Genomic DNA, 16,543 nt, shown 5'->3' on the forward strand with positions numbered 1-16,543 from the left:
TCATATGGTAATCAGCCAGTGCGTCCGCCAGCAAGGCGAAACGCCGCGCTGCGCGTTACTGCCGCAAGAACGCCTCAAGTTTGGCGAACAGCGGATTCTCGCGATCCATCACATAGTCGAGCGAGGCGACCGAGACGGTATCTGCGCCGTGTGCACGTAGAAAGCTGCTCAGCGCGTAAAGCTGCGCCGGCGGGCAGTGCAGCGTGATCATGCCCGACGAGGTCGGGCCGCCGAACGGCGACACCACGCCGAAGCGGTTGTGGGCCTCGGTGAGGAGCGCCTGATTGCAGCCGGCGAAGCGGGTGCGCACTTCCTTGTATTTGCTGGCGCGGGCGCGCGCGGCAATGTGGTCGAGAATGATGCGCGCAGTTTCCAGGGACTGCGCCGACCAGTCGGCGGCGCGCGAGGCGACGAGATTGGCCTGGCTGCGCAGGATGACGCCGTCATCGAGTACCTTGAGGCCGTTGGCGACGAGGGTCGCGCCGGTGGTGGTGATGTCGACGATCAGTTCGGCCGTGCCGGTGGCCGGTGCGCCCTCGGTGGCGCCGGCGCTTTCGACGATGCGATAGTCGACCACGCCGTGAGACGCGAAGAAGTTGCGCGTCAGGTTGATATACTTCGTGGCGACGCGCATGCGGCGATTGTGCTGCGCGCGGAAGCCGGTGGTGACGTCATCGAGATCGGCCATGGTGCGGACGTCGATCCAGGCCTGAGGCACGGCAACGACCACATTGGCGCTGCCAAAGCCCAGGCCATCGATCAAAGCGACCTTCTTGTCGGCGTCGGGGATGCTCTCGCGCAGCAGATCTTCGCCGGTGATGCCGAGATGCACGGCGCCGCGCGCCAGGTTCGAGGCGATCTCGCTGGCCGAGAGATAGGCGATTTCGACATTGTCGAATCCGGCAATGGTGCCGCGGTAATCGCGCACGCCGCCCGGCTTCGCCAGCGTCAGACCGGCGCGGGTGAAGAAGGCTTCGGCGTTTTCCTGCAGCCGGCCCTTGGAGGGAACGGCAAGGACGAATGGTGCGGTCATGACGCGCTCCCGGAAACCAGCGCCGAGGACGCGTTGTGAGTGAGGGCTTCGATCCAGATCGAGAAGCCGACCGCAGGAATCGGCGTAGCGGAGCCGAGCTGCGTCAGCAGTCCATCATAACGGCCGCCGGCGACCAGCGGCTCGGTGCCGTTGCCCTTGCGGTGCAGTTCGAATTCGAAGCCGGTGTAATAGTCGACGCCGCGGCCGAATGAGGTCGAGAAACGTGTCCTGGTGGTATCGATACCGCGCGCCGCCATGAAGCCGATGCGGCTTTCAAATTCGTCGATGGCGGCCGTGATATTGAGTTTGGCATCGGAGGCGAGCTTGCGCAGTTGCTGCAGGGCATCGTCGGGATCGCCTGAGATTGCGAGGAAGCGCTTGATCAGCACCAGCGCATCGCGCGGCAGTGCGCCGCCTTTCAGCGTCGACTGTTCGAGGAAGCGATCGGCGATTTCCGCCACCGAACGGCCGCCGACATTGGTGGCACCGGCGATCGACATCAGGTCGGTGACCAGTGCCAGCGCTGCCTTGCGGTCGGAGCCTGCCAGCGCGGCGAGTACGCCTTCATATTCGTTACGCACCGGCGACTCGGCGAGGGTGAGCCGGTCGAGGTCGTGGGTCAGGCTGATCTTGCGGTTGAAATCCTTCATCAGCCGGCGCTTCCATACCGGATAGAGGTCGAGCGCCTCGATCAGCGCCGCGAACAGCGCGACGTCGCCGGTGCGGATTTCGATATCGCTGAGGCCAAAGGCGGCCGTTGCCTCCAGGCCGAGCGCCAGCATTTCGGCATCGGCGGCGGCGCGATCCTGACGGCCGAAGGATTCGATGCCGGCCTGCTGGAATTCGCTGGGCGTGCCCTGACGATAGCGGAACACCGGGCCGAGATAGCTGAAGCCCGCGGGCTGGCCGGCCTGCGGCGAGGAGAGATAATCGCGCGCCACGGGGATCGTGAGATCCGGCCGCAGGCATAGCTCTTCGCCCGAGGCGTCAGTCGTCAAGTAAAGGCTTTTGCGGATGTCTTCGCCGGACATATCGAGGAACGGATCGGCCGGCTGCAGGATCGCCGGCTCGGCATGGGCGTAGCCGGCCTCGGCAAACGACAACAGCAGCGCATCCGCCCAGGCGGCGGATCCGGTCGCGCGAGGGGCGGCGGGTTTGGTCATCTCGAAGTCCAGCAATCTCAACAGAGTGGTCGTTGGCGCAGCCCATAGCATGGCGGTTGCGACGTTTCGACCACCATCGCCCGGTGGCCTTAATGTCGGGTCATGGCAGCGGGCTATTTGCCTACTTGGTTACCATTCCAGTCACCAAGGGCAGTCTGCACGAGCGCCAGCGCAGCCACCGCCGCCGTATCGGCGCGCATGATCCGCGGACCCAGTGCCAGCCGGAGAATATTGGCCTGTTTCAGCAGCAAAGCCCGTTCTTCCTCGGCAAAGCCGCCTTCCGGGCCGATCAGCACATCGATTCCGGCTGAGGCGGCCCGGGCGCCAATCAGCGCGGTCATGGGATCGGCCGCCTCGGCGGCTTCGTCGCAGAAGATCAGCAGCCGTTTGGCATCCCGCTGGTCGAGATATTTGGGCAGGTTCAGCGGCTCGGCGACGCTGGCCACGCTCAGAATTCCGCATTGTTCGGCCGCCTCGACCACGTTGGCGCGCATCCGCTCGGTATTCACCCGGCTGGCTTGGGTAAAGCGCGTCATCACCGGCTGCAGCGCCGCCGCGCCCATTTCGATGGCCTTCTGGACCATGTAGTCGAGCCGGGCGTGTTTCAGCGGTGCAAACACGTATGTCACGTCGGGCAGGGTATCCTGTGGCCGGACCTGGGTCAGCAGGGTCAGGCGGTCTGCCCGCTTGCCGCCGGAAATGGCGGCCTGCCATTCGCCGTCCTTGCCGTTGAACACCAGCACCGAGGCGCCGGAGCCCAGCCGCAGCACATTGCCGAGGTAATTGCTCTGGTTGCGGTCGAGCGAAATGGTTGCGTCGGCTGCAAAAGGCGCATCGACAAACAGGCGGGGACTGCGGAAATCGGCTTGCGGCATCGTTCATGTTCCATTCAGAGGGCGAGCTTTAGCCCAACTGCGACGAATTATCATGCGAGAACGCGGGTTTGCGCCGCGCTGCCGCCCGAATCCGCGTGCTGTTGGTGGGTTGTTAAGGCTTGGCAGGAATCGTAGAAAGTCCTGAATCAGGATGGGCTTCGCCCCCGATCAATCGGGGCACTGAGCTGCCGGAGGAATATCTGTGATCATCCGTCGTTTGATTGTGCCGCTGTCCATGGCCGTGTTCGCCATGCAGGCTATCGAAGTTCATGCCCAGGGCGCGTTTCCCGCGCCGCTGCCGGGCAACAGCTCGGCTGCGCCTGCGAGTTCGTCGCCGTTTCCGCCGGTGAACGGTGCGCCTGCCAGCGCATCGCCATTTCCGCCGGTCAATGGTGCGGCGGCTGCGCCCAGCGCGTTTCCCTCCAATGGCGCTGCGCCGATCGGTGGTGGCGGCTTCGGCGCTCCTCCGCAGCAACAGGCGGGCCCGCCCGGCGGCGAAGATTGCATGAAGGGCTTTCTGCCCCTGCGTCAGGACGCCGAAAAGAAGGGCGCTGCGATCAAGGCTGCGAGCGAGCGTCGCGCGCCTCCGGACGAGGCCTGCAAGCTGATCACCTCTTTCTCGCAGACCGAAGTCAAGATGATCAAATACATCGAGGCGAATGCGCAGAAGTGCGGCATCCCGCCCAATGTCGGCGAACAGATGAAGACCGGCCACAAGAACACCGAAGGCATGCGGCAGAAGGTGTGCAGCGTCGCGCAGCAGCAACGGGGTGGCGGTGGTGGCGGCCCGGTGGCAGCGCCGCGCCTCAGCGACGTGCTGGGCTCCTCGGCATCGCTGCCGGAAGCGAACAATGCGCGCAAGAGCGGCGGCACCACCTTCGATACGCTGAACGGCAACGTGCTCACCCGATGATCGGGTGGCAGATCATTCTGTTCCGATGAGCGACGCGGCCGCCCGCGTTGCGGATGCGACCGGCAACTGGGTCGATCGCTCGGCGCCGTTGTGGTCGCGACCCTATCTGCGGCTGTCGCGCTTCGATCGTCCGATCGGCTCATGGTTGCTGCTGATGCCGTGCTGGTGGTCGGCGGCGCTCGCCTCCGGCATGGCGCACGATATCCATCAATTGCCCAAGATGATCGCGCTGTTCTTTATCGGCGCCTTCGTCATGCGCGGCGCCGGCTGCACCTGGAACGACATCACCGATCGCGACCTCGACGCCAAGGTGGAGCGCACACGCTCGCGGCCGATTCCGGCCGGGCAGGTCACGGCGAAACAGGCTTTTGCATTTCTAGTGCTGCAGGCGCTGATCGGTCTCGTGGTGCTGCTTCAGTTCAACACTTTCGCCATTGCCACCGGCATCGCCTCGCTTGGCATCGTTGCCGCCTATCCCTTCATGAAGCGCATCACCTACTGGCCACAGAGCGTGCTGGGCCTCGCCTTCTCGTGGGGCGCGCTGATGGGCTTTGCTGTCGTGTTCGGCCGCATCGATGCAACGGCTTTGGCTTTGTACGCGGGTTCGATCTGCTGGGTGATCGCCTATGACACGCTCTACGCTCATCAGGACACCGAGGACGACGCGCTGATCGGCGTGAAGTCGACGGCGCTGCTGTTCGGTGAACGTACGCGCCAGGCGCTGATGCTGTTCTACGGGCTTGCCGTGTTGCTGATCGGCGCGGCGCTAGCACTGGCTGGCGCGCGCTGGCCGGCATGGCTCGGCCTTGCAGCATTTGCGGTGCATCTGTCCTGGCAGATCACGCGCATCGATATCAGCGACTCCGCACTGTGCCTGCGGCTGTTCAAATCCAACCGCGATGCGGGACTGCTGCTGTTTGCAGGATTGCTTGTGGATGCCATCATGCGGGCGGCGTAATCGCGCCTTCCTAAGCACTGGTGGAACACAGAGATGGACGTCGCTCAGCTCAAGACACTCATCCACGTGGCTGAACTGGGAAGCCTGAGCAAGGCCGCCGATCGCCTGCGCATCGCGCAGCCGGCCTTGAGCCGGCAGATCAGATTGCTTGAAAAGGAACTTGGCGCCGTGCTGTTCGAACGGCATGGGCGCGGCATGGTCATCACCGAGATCGGCCGCGACGTTCTCAACCACGCCACCCGCGTGATGACCGAGCTCGATGCCATTCGCAATGTCACCTCGGAGGAGAGCGCGTCGTTCAAGGGGCTTGTCTCCATCGGCACGACGCCGACCGTGGCCGAGATCGTCACCGTTCCCCTGGTGAAGAAGATCAAGGAAGTGCATCCGCAACTCTCGATCCGGCTGTCATCGGCCTTCACGGGCCATCTGCTCGACTGGCTGCAGCGCGGCGAGCTCGAACTCGCCGTGTCCTATGATCCGCAGCCGCTGCGTTCACTGCGCATCGTGCCGGTGATGATGGAGAACCTGCTGTTCGTCAGCGCGGGCAGCAAGGGATTGCGGATGGACCGTCCCGTTCCGTTCGCGGCGCTGGCCCATGAAGAGCTGGTTCTGCCGAGCCTTCGCCATGGCTTGCGCGGGATCATGGAGGAATGCGCGCGGCAGGCGGGCATCCAGTTGCGTGGCAGTGTCGAAGCGGACTCCTTCGGTGCGATGATCGATCTGGTGCGCAACGGTGTCGGCTCCACTGCTTTGCCGCTCGCGCCGATCCATGCGCTGGTCGAGAGCGGCGTGCTCTGTGCGGCGCCGCTGGTCGATCCCACGCCGGCGCGCAAGCTGGTGCTGGCCTATCCGGCGGACCGTTCGGTCAGCGCGGCGGCGCGCTTCGTCGGCGATACATTCACGGAGATCGCCGCCGATCTTGTCGCCCGGAATATCTGGGTTGGACACATGATCGATCCCAGGAAAACGTAGCTGCGTCGCACCATGCGCGCGCTGTCGCGTGCTGCAACGCCAGAGATCAAATCTCGGCATATCTCTTCGAGCAAATCGGTATGCGTCGGGCTGTCTGCTTTGGGCTAAGCGTGAGTCAGCGCTATGCTGCAAGCAACGGAGACTGGAATGTCAGATGCAGGGCCCACGCCCGGTTCACAGGTGGATTGGCGGCACGATGTGTTCCGCATCCTGAAGGAGGCCGACGTCAAGCACGTCGTCTATGTGCCCGATGCCGGCCATTCCACGGCGATCCGTCTCGCCGACGAGGACAATGCGATCAATTCCGTGGTGCTGACGACCGAGGAAGAAGGCATCGGCTATCTCGCGGGTGCCTGGCTCGGTGGCGAGCGCGGCGCGCTGCTGATGCAGTCCAGCGGTGTCGGAAATTGTATCAACACGCTGGCGCTGCAGGCCTGCACGCGCTTCCCGCTTCTGATGGTCGTGACCATGCGCGGCGACTGGGCCGAGTTCAATGCGTGGCAGAATCCGATGGGGCAGGCGACCGAGAAGGCGCTCAACCTGATGGGCGTGCTGACCTGGCGCGCCGATGAGCCGCAGGATGTTGCGCCGCTGTTGCATGGCGCCGCATCGATGGCATTCAATGGCGATGCAGCCTGCGCATTGCTCCTGGGGCAGCGTTTGATCGGAGAGAAGCAGTGGGTCAAGTAAACGAAACTGGCGCGCTCGATCGCCGCGAGGTCGTGCAGAAGCTGCTGGCCGGCCGCAAGGATCTGCTCGTGGTCACCGGCCTCGGCTCACCGTCTTATGACGTGATGGCTGCCGGCGACCACGACAACAACTACTATCTCTGGGCGGCGATGGGCAGCGCCGCCATGGTCGGGCTTGGGTTGGCGGCGGCGAAGCCCGACCATTCGGTGCTGGTCATCACCGGCGATGGCGAGATGCTGATGGGCATGGGCGGGCTTGCCACCATTGCCACGCGCAAACCTGCCAATCTCACCATCGCCATCCTCGACAACGGGCATTTCGGCGAGACCGGCATGCAGGTCAGCCATGCCGGGCTCGGCGTCAATCTCGATCGCGTGGCGCAAGCCTGCGGCTTCGGCTGGACGCGCGAGATTCGCGACATGGCCGGTGTGGAGGATCTGCGCGGTCGGCTGTCGTCGCGCGATGGCGTCAAGCTTGCGACCATCAAGGTGAAAGCGGAAAATCCGCCCCGCGTGCTGCCGCCCCGCGATGGTGTCTATGTGAAGAACCGATTCCGTGCAGCGCTGGGCCACGCGCCGCTCTGAACAGACGGAAGGGCGCTCATCCACATGGATGCGGCGCCCTTCTGACGATCGCTGGGAGACCCAATGCTGGAAAACCAGTGTGGGAAATAAAAACATCATCAAGGGTAGGGAAACAATGGCGAGCAAGATCACGCGCCGCACGTTCTGCCGCTCGGCAGCCGTTACGGCGTCCAGCATGATGATTCCAGGTACCAGTGTCTGGGCCCAGGCGGACCTGCCGAAAAGCCCGATCACGCTGGTCGTGCCTTTCGCAGCCGGCGGGGCCACCGACATCGTCAGCCGGCATGTGGCCAAGAAGGTCTCCGATCAGATCGGGCAAACGATCCTCATCGAAAATGTCGGCGGCGCAGGCGGTGTGGTTGGTGCCACGCGGGTCGCGCGCGCGAAGCCCGATGGGCTGACATTGTTGATGGGCACGATCTCCACCCACACGATCAATCCGTTGATGGCGAAGGTGCCGCCTTACGATCCGGTCAAGGATTTCACCGCGATTTCGATGCTGGTGACGGTGCCCAATGTGTTGATGGTGTCCAAGCAGGTGAAGGCGACTACCGTCGGCGAGCTTATCGCGCTGCTCAAGGCCGATCCGACCAAATACAGCTATGGATCGTCCGGCGTTGGGACGCCGCCGAATCTGTCGGGAGAACTGTTCAAGGTGCAGGCGGGCGTGAAGATGGAGCACGTGCCTTATCGCGGCGGTGCACCGGCCATGAACGACCTGATGGGCGGACAGATCCCGGTTCTGTTCGACGTGCTGAGTGGTGCGGCACCGTTCATCAAGGCGGGCTCAATCCGCACGCTCGCCGTCACCACCAAGAAGCGGTCGCCGTCCTTCCCGGACATCCCGACCATTGCAGAGTCCGGCCTGCCTGACTACGAGACCTATACTTGGAACGCGGTGTTCGGCCCGCCCGGTATGGCACCTGCGCTGGCAGAGCGGTTGAGTTCGGAGTTCCGCAAGGCCGTCGCCGATCCGGACGTGGCGAAGCAGTTGCGCGAGCTGAGCGGCGATCCGGTGGGCTCGACCGGCGCCGAGCTCGAGGCGCAGGTCAAGGCCGAGGGCGTGAAGTGGGGTCCGATCATCCAGGCCGCCGGTCTGAAGGCTGAGTAGCTCTGCGGAAGGATAGCGTGTTGACGTCTCTGAAAGCTGATCCTGCTGCATTTCTTGCTGCCGTGGCCGCAGTCATTGGCGGCAAATATGTGCGTACTGGTGCGGATGCCGATTCCTATCAGCAAGACTGGCGCGCCCGTTATCGCGGGGCTGCTGTCGCTGTAGCCCTGCCGGGAAATACGGAGGAAGTTGCGGCACTGATGGGCGTCTGCCGCAGCTTCGGTGTGGCGGTCGTGCCGCAAGCCGGCAATACCGGGCTCACCGGCGGTGCCATTGCGCCGGATGGACTGGACTGTCTGATCGTCAATGTCTCGCGGCTCAACCGTGTGCGTCATCTCGATCCACTCAACAATGCGGTGACGCTGGAAGCCGGCTGCATTCTGGCGGATGTGCGTGCGCTGGCTGACCAGCATGACCGGCAGTTTCCCGTGCTGCTCGGCAGCGTCGGCAGTTGCGAGGTCGGCGGGCTGATATCTACTAATGCCGGCGGCACCGGTGTGCTGCGTTACGGCAATATGCGCGAGCAGGTGCTCGGGCTGGAAGTGGTGCTGGCAGACGGTCGCATCTGGAATGGCCTCAAGGCGCTGCGCAAGGACAATACCGGCTACGACCTGAAACAGCTCTTCATCGGCGCTGAGGGCACGCTCGGCATCGTCACTGCCGCTGTGCTGAAACTGTATCCGAAGCTCATGGTGTCAGCGACGGCAATGGTGTCGATGGACGAGGTCGGCCAGGCGATTGCGCTATTGCAGTATCTGCAGCGCACGACGGGCGGTCGTGTCGAGGCCTTTGAACTGATGTCGCAGAGCCAATTGCAGATCGTGCTGCGTCATGGTTCTGCGAGCGGCAGTCCGATGGCGGGTGAGGCGCCATGGTATGTGCTGCTCGAACTGGCGGACAGCGCCGCGGACTGGAACGCCGTGGAAAGCTTGGAGACGGCACTGGCCGCAGCGATGGAGGAAGGGCTCATCGGCGATGCGGTGATTGCGACCGATCAGGCCAAGGCCGAGCGGATCTGGAACCTGCGTCACACGATTTCGGAATCCAACAAGCGCGAGGGTTTTACGGTGTCGAACGATACGTCGGTGCCGATCTCGGCGCTGCCGGAATTCATCGACCGCGTCACGCGTCGGCTGCAGCGCGAACTGCCCAATGCGCAGGTCGCGCATTGCGGGCATGTCGGCGATGGCAATGTGCATGTGATCGTCGTGTTTCCCTACGACATCGGCGATGCGCAGGTGCGCGAGGCTGCGGCGCACGAGGCCAACACCATTGTGCATCAGGAAAGCGTGGCTTGTGGCGGCAGCATCAGTGCAGAACATGGCATCGGCCGCATGCATATCGATCGGCTTCCGCTCTACACGTCGGAGGTCGAGCTCGATCTGATGCGGCGTGTGAAGCTCGCGCTCGATCCCGACCGGATGATGAATCCGGTCAAGGTGTTGCGACTGCCGGGAGAGTAAGACGGCAGGAGGCTCCTGCCTGTCTTCTTAGTGTCGCGCGATGATTTCGCGCTCATCCTTGTAGACACCGGCTTCGCCGAGCAATCCGCCCGGACGACGACGCACCAGGAATTTCGGGCGGCGCTCGCGAATCGCATTGCGGCGACGGCGGCGCTGAGACGGTTCGTAAGTCTTCTCTTCCGGCAATTGCGGAAGCGCGAAGATCTCGCTCCACATCTGCCAGGCCATGTCGATTTCTTCGCGATCCGAACTGACCAGCAATGGAATCGACAGTGAAGGATCGCGATGCGCGAGCATCAGCATCTTGCCGTCGTCGAGACCGCGCAAGGTGACGCCGAGAAAATCGCTGACGCGCACATTGATCGCCATGCGCATGCCGCCGACGGCACGATGCAGGACGACGCGGGTGCGATGCAGTTCGATATGGCGGATCGCTCCGTCGGCGCGGGTGTCATGCGCCTCGAAACGAACCGGAAGTGAATGGGGATCGAGCCGCAATGCGCTGCCCGATCCCGGGGCATGGGCCCCACCTGTCGCTGTTTGATGCCTCACGGCTTTTTATCTCCCCGCCGGAATTATGTTCCCGGTCGATGGGGAGACCTTGCCAGAGCCGGTTCGGAATCGGCTTAAAAAGGCTGGTTAATCGAATCCGACTGCCCTTCATGATTGACAGAAGCTTGGCAGGCATGATTGACGAGTCCTTGCGAAAGCCCTGAAATTCTCTCCTTTTCCGCACGGCAAATGCTTGAAGTCCCTGCGAAATAGGCACATCTCTAGCAGCGGCCATCACCGCTTCGGACCGGTCGAAAATCGTCTCTCAATGTTGGGATTTTGTTCGTGAATTCTTCACCAAACGCGTCGTCGTCCGCCTCCACGAAATCCGACAATTCCGATCTGCTCGACCAGTCCGCGCTTTCGACGCTGGCACAGCGGCTCGTCGAAGCCGCGAAGAAGGCCGGTGCGGATGCCGCGGATGCGGTCGCGGTGCGCGGCGTGTCGCATGGCGTCGAAGTGCGTGACGGCAAGGTCGAAGCCTCCGAGCGTTCGGAAGGCGACGACATGGGGCTGCGCGTGTTCGTCGGCCGCCGTCAGGCGGTGATCTCCACCAATGACATGTCCGGCGACAATGTCGCGCAACTGGCCGAACGTGCTGTCGCGATGGCGCGCGTGGCGCCCGATGATCAATATGTCGGTCTTGCGGACCCAGCGCTGCTTGCGCGCGACTTTGCAAATCTCGATCTGCTCGATCCCGTTGTTCCGTCGGTGAGCGAACTCGAGCGCCGTGCGGTGGAAGCCGAAGCGGCAGCGCTCGCGGTGAACGGCGTGACCAAGTCGGGCGGCGCATCCGCCTCGACCGGCATCGGCGGCATGGTGCTGGTGACCTCTACCGGTTTCCATGGCTCCTATCTGCGATCCAGCCAGGGCGTCTCGATGACGGCGATCGTCGGCGACGGCACCAAGATGGAGCGCGACTACGCCTTCACCTCGGCGCTGCATGCGTCTGATCTCGACTCTCCATCGAGTGTTGGCAAACTCGCGGGCGAGCGCACGGTGGCGCGGGCCAATCCGCGCAAGGTGCCGACCTGCAAGGTGCCGGTGGTGTACGACCCGCGCGTCTCGAACTCGCTGGTCGGTCATGTCATCGGTGCCGCCAATGGCGCGTCCGTCGCGCGCAAGACCACGTTCCTCAAGGACAGTCTCGGCAAGCAGCTGTTCAGCAGCAATATCCGCATCATCGACGATCCCCTGCGCGTGCGCGGCCTGCGCTCGCAGTCCTTCGATGCCGAAGGCGTTGCGACGAAGCAGCAGGCCATCATCGATGGCGGCGTGCTCACGACCTGGCTGCTGGATTGCGCGACCGCGCGCGAACTCGGCATGACCACGACAGGCCACGCGCATCGTGGCGTGTCGTCGTCGCCATCGCCCGGCGCCTATAACCTGCATATGGAAGCGGGCGACGTGAGCCCCGAAGACCTGATCGCCGATATCAAGGAAGGTTTTTACGTCACCGATCTGATCGGCTCGGGCGTCAATGGCGTGACCGGCGACTATAGCCGCGGCGCCGGCGGATTCTGGATCGAGAACGGCAAGCTGACCTACGCCGTCAGCGAGATCACCATCGCCGGTCATCTGTTCGAGATTTTCAAGTCGATGATCCCGGCCAACGACCTTACGTTCAAATACGGCGTCAACGCGCCGACCGTGCGCGTCGAGGGACTGACGATTGCCGGACGCTGATCTCGACACAGACAAACGGCTCGCGCACGATGTTGCCCTGATGGCGGACACAGTGCGGGCGGCCGGCGAGCTCGGCCTCGCAATGTTCGGTACAGAACTCAAGAAATGGACCAAGGGCGAATCCTCCCCGGTCTCCGAAGCGGATATCGCCGTCAACGATCTGATCGAGAAGCGGCTTCGCGCGGCGACGCCCGATTACGGCTGGCTTTCGGAGGAGAGCGCCGATGACGAATCTCGCCTCGGCAAACGCCTGACCTGGATCATTGATCCGATTGACGGCACCCGCAGCTATCTCGCCGGTCGCGAGGATTGGTGTGTCTGTGTCGCGCTGGTCGAGGACGCCCGGCCGGTGATGGCCGCGGTATTTGCGCCATCCACAGATGAATTTTTCCTGGCGATCCACGGGCAGGGCACCACCTGCAACGGCATTCCGGTTCGGGCCACGACCGGTTCCGCAATGGACTTTTCGCGCGTGGCGGGGCCGAAGCCTCTGGTCGAGCGGATGGTCCATCCCCGGCAGGACATTACCCTCTATCCGCGAATCGGCTCGCTGGCGCTGCGATTGTGCTGGATCGCCAATGGCCGGCTGGATGCAGCCTTTGCCGGGGGGCAGAGCCGGGACTGGGATCTGGCCGCCGCAGATTTGATCGTGCACGAAGCGAATGGTAGGATGACCGAGCTTTCGGGCGATCCCATCCTCTATAATCGCCGGGAAGTCACGCACGGGTTGCTGGTGGCAGCGGGGGCCGATCGCCATGCTTACATCGTCGAGCAATTCCAGAACCGCCGGGTTTAACCGGCTGCACCACTATCTTTGACTTATCGGATCGCAGCCGGTCGCTGCAGGAACAGGATTCATGTCTGACACACCACAGCAACTGCTTCATCTGGTCATCGGGGGCGAGCTGACCAACCTGAAAGAGACGACGTTCAAGGATCTCAGCCAGGTTGAAGTCGTCGGCGTCTATCCGAATTACGCGACGGCATTTGTCGCCTGGAAGGCCAAGGCGCAGCAGACCGTCGACAACGCCCACATGCGCTACTTCATCGTCCATCTCCATCGGCTGCTCGATCCGGGTCAAGACGCGAAGCCGACCGCTTGAAACGACTGCTCCGAAACACGCTGCGCAGCAGCTGGGTTCAGCGCGCCGCGGGGTTTCTCGCGGCCGAATTTTTGCGTCTGGTCTGGAAGACCAATACCTTCACCTTCGATCCCGTCGATGTCTATGACATCGTCGAGCCGCAGATGCCGGTCATCCTGGCGTTCTGGCATGGCCAGCACTTCATGACGCCGTTCATCCGGCAGAAGGACTATCGCGGCGCGGTGCTGATCTCGAAGCATCGCGACGGCGAGTTCAATGCGCTGGCCGCCGAGCGCCTTGGCATCGCCACCGTTCGCGGCTCCGGCGATCATGGCGGCGCGTTTCACCGCAAGGGCGGTGTCGGTGCGTTCAAGGAGATGGTGCGGGTGCTGGAGCGCGGTATCAATATGGCGCTGACGGCCGACGTGCCGAAGCGCTCGCGTGTCGCCGGCATGGGCATCATCATGCTGGCGCGTGAGAGCGGCCGGCCGATCATGCCGTTTGCCATGGCCACCAGCCGCTACGTCCAGCTCAACAACTGGGACCGCACCACGATCAATCTGCCTTTCGGTCGCGGCGTGCTGGTCGGCGGTGAACCGCTGAGCGTTCCTGCCGATGCCGACGCTGCCACGATGGAGGCGCTGCGCCTGCAGCTCGAAGCCACGCTGAACGAGGCCACGCAGCGTGCCTATGACGCGGTAGGTCGGCCGGAAGGCGCGCGTCGTGCCTAACGCGCTGCCGATCACGCTGCGCGTCTATCGCAGATTGTCGGCGGCGCTGACGCCGCTTGCGCCGGTCCTGATCAGGCAACGGCTGAAAAAGAACAAGGAAGATCCCGCGCGCCTCGACGAGCGTTGCGGCATCTCGCAGATCGAGCGCCCCGCCGGGCCGCTGGTCTGGATTCACGGCGCCAGCGTCGGCGAAGTGCTGGCGGCGGCGGCGCTGATCGAGCGGCTGCGCGCGCTGGGTATGCGCATTCTGCTGACGTCGGGCACGGTCACCTCGGCCGAAATCATCGCCAAGCGATTCCCGACCGATATCATCCATCAATACATCCCCTATGATTCACCGCGCTTCGTGGCGCGCTTCCTCGATCACTGGAAGCCGAGCCTGGCACTGTTCATCGAGAGCGATCTCTGGCCGAACCTGATCATCTCCGCCGCCAAGCGTCGGTTGCCGATGGTGCTGATCAATGCGCGCATGTCGCAGCGCTCGTTTCCGCGCTGGCAGAAATTCTCGGCGACCATCGGCGCGTTGCTCGGCCGTTTCGAGATCTGCCTGGCGCAGTCCGAAACCGACGCCGAGCGCTTCAGCGCCTTGGGGTCGCGCAGCGTCGTCGTGACAGGCAATCTGAAGCTCGATGTGCAGGCGCCGCCCAGCGACGCCGTGAAGCTGGACAAGCTCATGGCGGTGACGCGCGGTCGCCCCATCATCGTCGCATCCTCGACGCATCCCGGTGAAGAAGAGATAATCCTTGAGACCCACAAGACGCTGACAAGTTTCTTCCCGAAATTGCTGACGGTCATCGTGCCGCGCCACGCCCATCGCGGGGCGGATATCGCGCAGATGATCACGGTGGCAGGTGCGCAGGTTGCCTTGCGCTCGCGCGAGGAGTTGCCGCATGCAGGCACTGATATCTATGTCGCCGACACCATGGGCGAGCTCGGCCTGTTCTATCGCCTGTCACCGGTGGTGTTCATCGGCGGCTCGCTGGTGCCGCATGGTGGGCAGAATCCGATTGAAGCCGTGAAGCTCGGTGCGTCCGTGGTGCATGGTCCGCATGTCTTCAATTTCACCGACGTCTATGAGGCACTGGATGGAGCTGGCGGCGCGAAGCTCGCCGACTCCTCCGAGCAATTGGTGAAACAGCTCGGCCAGATGCTCGGTAACGAGACGGCACGCGAGGCCGCAATCGAGTCTGGGCATCGCGTGGTTGAACGGCTTGGCGGCGCGCTCGACCGCACCCTGCATGCGCTGGAGCCTTATTTGATGCAGCTCCGGCTCGAAGCGGGAGCGCAGGATGCGTGAGCCGGCGTTCTGGCGGCCGCCATCGACATGGTTGTCGCGTCTGCTGATGCCGCTTGGCGCCATCTATGGCGAAGTCGCAGGCAGCCGCATGGCCCGCAAGGGCGTCGATGTCGGCATTCCCGTTCTTTGCGTCGGCAATTATCACGTCGGCGGTGCCGGCAAGACACCGACCACGTTAGCACTGGTACACGTGCTGCGCGATCTCGGCGAGACGCCGGTGGTGCTCAGCCGCGGCTATGGCGGCAAGTTGCGCGGCCCGGTGAAAGTCGATCCGTCGAGGCACGTGGCGGCAGATGTTGGCGACGAACCGTTGATGATGGCACGACAGGTACCGGTGGTGATCTCAGGGGATCGCGTCGCAGGCGCCGCGCTGGCGCGCTCGACCGGCGCCAGCGTGATCGTGATGGATGACGGCTTTCAGAATCCGGCCATCGCCAAGGATGCGTCGTTCATTGTGATCGACAGCAATCGCGGTCTCGGCAACGGGCGCGTGCTGCCCGCGGGACCTTTGCGCGCGCCGCTCGATCTGCAGATCGCACGCACCGATGCGCTCGTCGTGATTGGCGATGGTGTTGCAGCGACGGGCGTGGCGGCGCTGGTCGCGGGCCGGGGCGGTCCGGTGTTGACGGCGCGCCTTGTGCCGGATGAGGCGTCAGTGGCAGCCTTGCGCGGCAAGCGCGTGCTGGCCTTTGCGGGAATCGGCGATCCTCAACGCTTCTTCCGGACGTTGCGTCATGCAGGTGTGGACGTGGCTGCGGAGAAAGCCTTTGCCGATCACCACCCCTATACGTCTGGGGAGATCGACGCGCTGACCCTGCAAGCGAAGCGTGATGGGCTAGTGCTGGTGACGACAGAGAAGGACATCGTCAAGCTCAGCAGCATGCCGGCCGCGGCGGAGATCGTACCATTCGCCGTCACGCTGGCCTTCGAAGACAAGGCGGCGCTGCAGGCTTTCGTGGTCGAGAAGCTCAATCGGGCAAGAGTGAAGACACTCGGAAGGTAGGATGGGTAGAGCCAACGGGTCGCGCGAAGCGCGCCCGATGATAAACTCCGCGAAACCCATCACCTTTCGTGCGGGGAGATGATGGGTTTCGCGAAGACGCGCTACCCATCCTACGGCCTTACTTCTGACCCTTCACGGCGTCCGGAAAATGCCGCGCCAGCACCGCGTTCGGCACCGCATAGGCTTCCTGCCGATCGACGCTCCAGTATTTCAGCTCATCCAGCGGAATGCGCTCGCCTGTGATGGCGCAAGTTACATAGGTGCCGGGCGACACCACGCGGAAATCGCCGTCGAGATATTGCAACTGGGCTTCGCCGTGGCCCGAGGGGCCAAATTTGTTCAGCACGGCTTGTCTCCTGGATCGTCACTAAGTCGTCTTGCCGGATCGCTCACCGGCCCTGAATGTCGTCATCTCGTAGCATAAATAGGG

Annotated in this window: 18 protein-coding genes; 13 read left to right on the forward strand and 5 right to left on the reverse strand. The window is 63.5% G+C overall.

Annotated elements, in window-relative coordinates; genetic code table 11:
* Positions 1-55: 55 nt before the first annotated feature.
* The 3 genes from hisG to AB8A50_RS26925 form a co-directional block, all read right to left on the reverse strand.
* Positions 56-1,033: an ATP phosphoribosyltransferase gene (gene hisG / locus AB8A50_RS26915; protein ID WP_439079513.1), complete on the reverse strand. Its 978-nt coding sequence runs from the start codon at positions 1,031-1,033 to the stop codon at positions 56-58.
* Positions 1,030-2,196 (reverse strand): ATP phosphoribosyltransferase regulatory subunit, encoded by a 1,167-nt coding sequence (locus tag AB8A50_RS26920; RefSeq protein WP_439079514.1) that lies wholly within the window; start codon positions 2,194-2,196, stop codon positions 1,030-1,032. The genes hisG and AB8A50_RS26920 overlap by 4 nt, the downstream gene beginning before the upstream one ends.
* Before the next feature lie 113 nt (positions 2,197-2,309).
* Positions 2,310-3,071, reverse strand: a complete 762-nt coding sequence (locus AB8A50_RS26925; protein WP_439079515.1) for a 16S rRNA (uracil(1498)-N(3))-methyltransferase — start codon at positions 3,069-3,071, stop codon at positions 2,310-2,312.
* A 202-nt stretch (positions 3,072-3,273) separates the two neighbouring features.
* On the opposite strand from AB8A50_RS26925, the gene AB8A50_RS26930 reads away from it, so the two are divergent.
* The 7 genes from AB8A50_RS26930 (at position 3,274) to AB8A50_RS26960 (ending at position 9,762) form a co-directional block, all read left to right on the forward strand.
* Positions 3,274-3,984 (forward strand): hypothetical protein, encoded by a 711-nt coding sequence (locus AB8A50_RS26930; RefSeq protein WP_374725691.1) that lies wholly within the window; start codon positions 3,274-3,276, stop codon positions 3,982-3,984.
* Positions 3,985-4,009: 25 nt separating this feature from the next.
* Positions 4,010-4,942, forward strand: a complete 933-nt coding sequence (gene ubiA / locus AB8A50_RS26935) for a 4-hydroxybenzoate octaprenyltransferase (RefSeq protein WP_439079516.1) — start codon at positions 4,010-4,012, stop codon at positions 4,940-4,942.
* 33 nt (positions 4,943-4,975) lie between these two features.
* On the forward strand, positions 4,976-5,914 hold the full coding sequence (locus AB8A50_RS26940; protein ID WP_439079517.1) for a LysR substrate-binding domain-containing protein: 939 nt from the start codon (positions 4,976-4,978) through the stop codon (positions 5,912-5,914).
* A gap of 147 nt (positions 5,915-6,061) precedes the next feature.
* Positions 6,062-6,604, forward strand: coding sequence for a thiamine pyrophosphate-binding protein (locus AB8A50_RS26945; RefSeq protein WP_092139105.1), 543 nt, complete (start codon positions 6,062-6,064; stop codon positions 6,602-6,604).
* Complete coding sequence (locus tag AB8A50_RS26950; protein ID WP_439057287.1) at positions 6,592-7,188, forward strand: thiamine pyrophosphate-dependent enzyme; 597 nt, start codon at positions 6,592-6,594, stop codon at positions 7,186-7,188. The genes AB8A50_RS26945 and AB8A50_RS26950 overlap by 13 nt, the downstream gene beginning before the upstream one ends.
* A gap of 115 nt (positions 7,189-7,303) precedes the next feature.
* Entirely contained in the window at positions 7,304-8,299 is a 996-nt protein-coding gene (locus tag AB8A50_RS26955; RefSeq protein ID WP_439057289.1) for a Bug family tripartite tricarboxylate transporter substrate binding protein, read from the forward strand.
* A 20-nt stretch (positions 8,300-8,319) separates the two neighbouring features.
* Entirely contained in the window at positions 8,320-9,762 is a 1,443-nt protein-coding gene (locus AB8A50_RS26960) for an FAD-binding oxidoreductase (RefSeq protein WP_439079518.1), read from the forward strand.
* 27 nt (positions 9,763-9,789) lie between these two features.
* Here the strand turns inward: AB8A50_RS26960 and AB8A50_RS26965 are convergent, their stop codons facing one another.
* Positions 9,790-10,314, reverse strand: a complete 525-nt coding sequence (locus tag AB8A50_RS26965; RefSeq protein WP_439079519.1) for a DUF6101 family protein — start codon at positions 10,312-10,314, stop codon at positions 9,790-9,792.
* 285 nt (positions 10,315-10,599) lie between these two features.
* On the opposite strand from AB8A50_RS26965, the gene AB8A50_RS26970 reads away from it, so the two are divergent.
* From AB8A50_RS26970 to lpxK, 6 genes are all read left to right on the forward strand, one after another.
* Positions 10,600-12,000, forward strand: coding sequence for a TldD/PmbA family protein (locus tag AB8A50_RS26970; RefSeq protein WP_439079520.1), 1,401 nt, complete (start codon positions 10,600-10,602; stop codon positions 11,998-12,000).
* Positions 11,987-12,796 (forward strand): 3'(2'),5'-bisphosphate nucleotidase CysQ, encoded by an 810-nt coding sequence (locus tag AB8A50_RS26975; RefSeq protein ID WP_439079521.1) that lies wholly within the window; start codon positions 11,987-11,989, stop codon positions 12,794-12,796. Before AB8A50_RS26970 ends, AB8A50_RS26975 begins: the two co-directional genes overlap by 14 nt.
* A 61-nt stretch (positions 12,797-12,857) precedes the next feature.
* Positions 12,858-13,103 (forward strand): DUF4170 domain-containing protein, encoded by a 246-nt coding sequence (locus AB8A50_RS26980; RefSeq protein ID WP_068733639.1) that lies wholly within the window; start codon positions 12,858-12,860, stop codon positions 13,101-13,103.
* Entirely contained in the window at positions 13,100-13,813 is a 714-nt protein-coding gene (locus AB8A50_RS26985) for a lysophospholipid acyltransferase family protein (RefSeq protein ID WP_089261893.1), read from the forward strand. The genes AB8A50_RS26980 and AB8A50_RS26985 overlap by 4 nt, the downstream gene beginning before the upstream one ends.
* Positions 13,806-15,110, forward strand: a complete 1,305-nt coding sequence (locus AB8A50_RS26990) for a 3-deoxy-D-manno-octulosonic acid transferase (RefSeq protein WP_439079522.1) — start codon at positions 13,806-13,808, stop codon at positions 15,108-15,110. Before AB8A50_RS26985 ends, AB8A50_RS26990 begins: the two co-directional genes overlap by 8 nt.
* Positions 15,103-16,113 (forward strand): tetraacyldisaccharide 4'-kinase, encoded by a 1,011-nt coding sequence (gene lpxK / locus AB8A50_RS26995; RefSeq protein WP_439079523.1) that lies wholly within the window; start codon positions 15,103-15,105, stop codon positions 16,111-16,113. The genes AB8A50_RS26990 and lpxK overlap by 8 nt, the downstream gene beginning before the upstream one ends.
* A 118-nt stretch (positions 16,114-16,231) precedes the next feature.
* Here lpxK and AB8A50_RS27000 read toward each other — a convergent pair whose 3' ends face one another.
* A complete protein-coding gene (locus AB8A50_RS27000; RefSeq protein ID WP_439079524.1) occupies positions 16,232-16,459 on the reverse strand; it encodes a DUF2093 domain-containing protein in 228 nt (75 codons plus the stop codon).
* Positions 16,460-16,543 lie beyond the last annotated feature (84 nt).

The organism is Tardiphaga sp. 841_E9_N1_2, from assembly GCF_051811065.1.
Taxonomy (GTDB): Bacteria; Pseudomonadota; Alphaproteobacteria; order Rhizobiales; family Xanthobacteraceae; genus Tardiphaga; species Tardiphaga robiniae.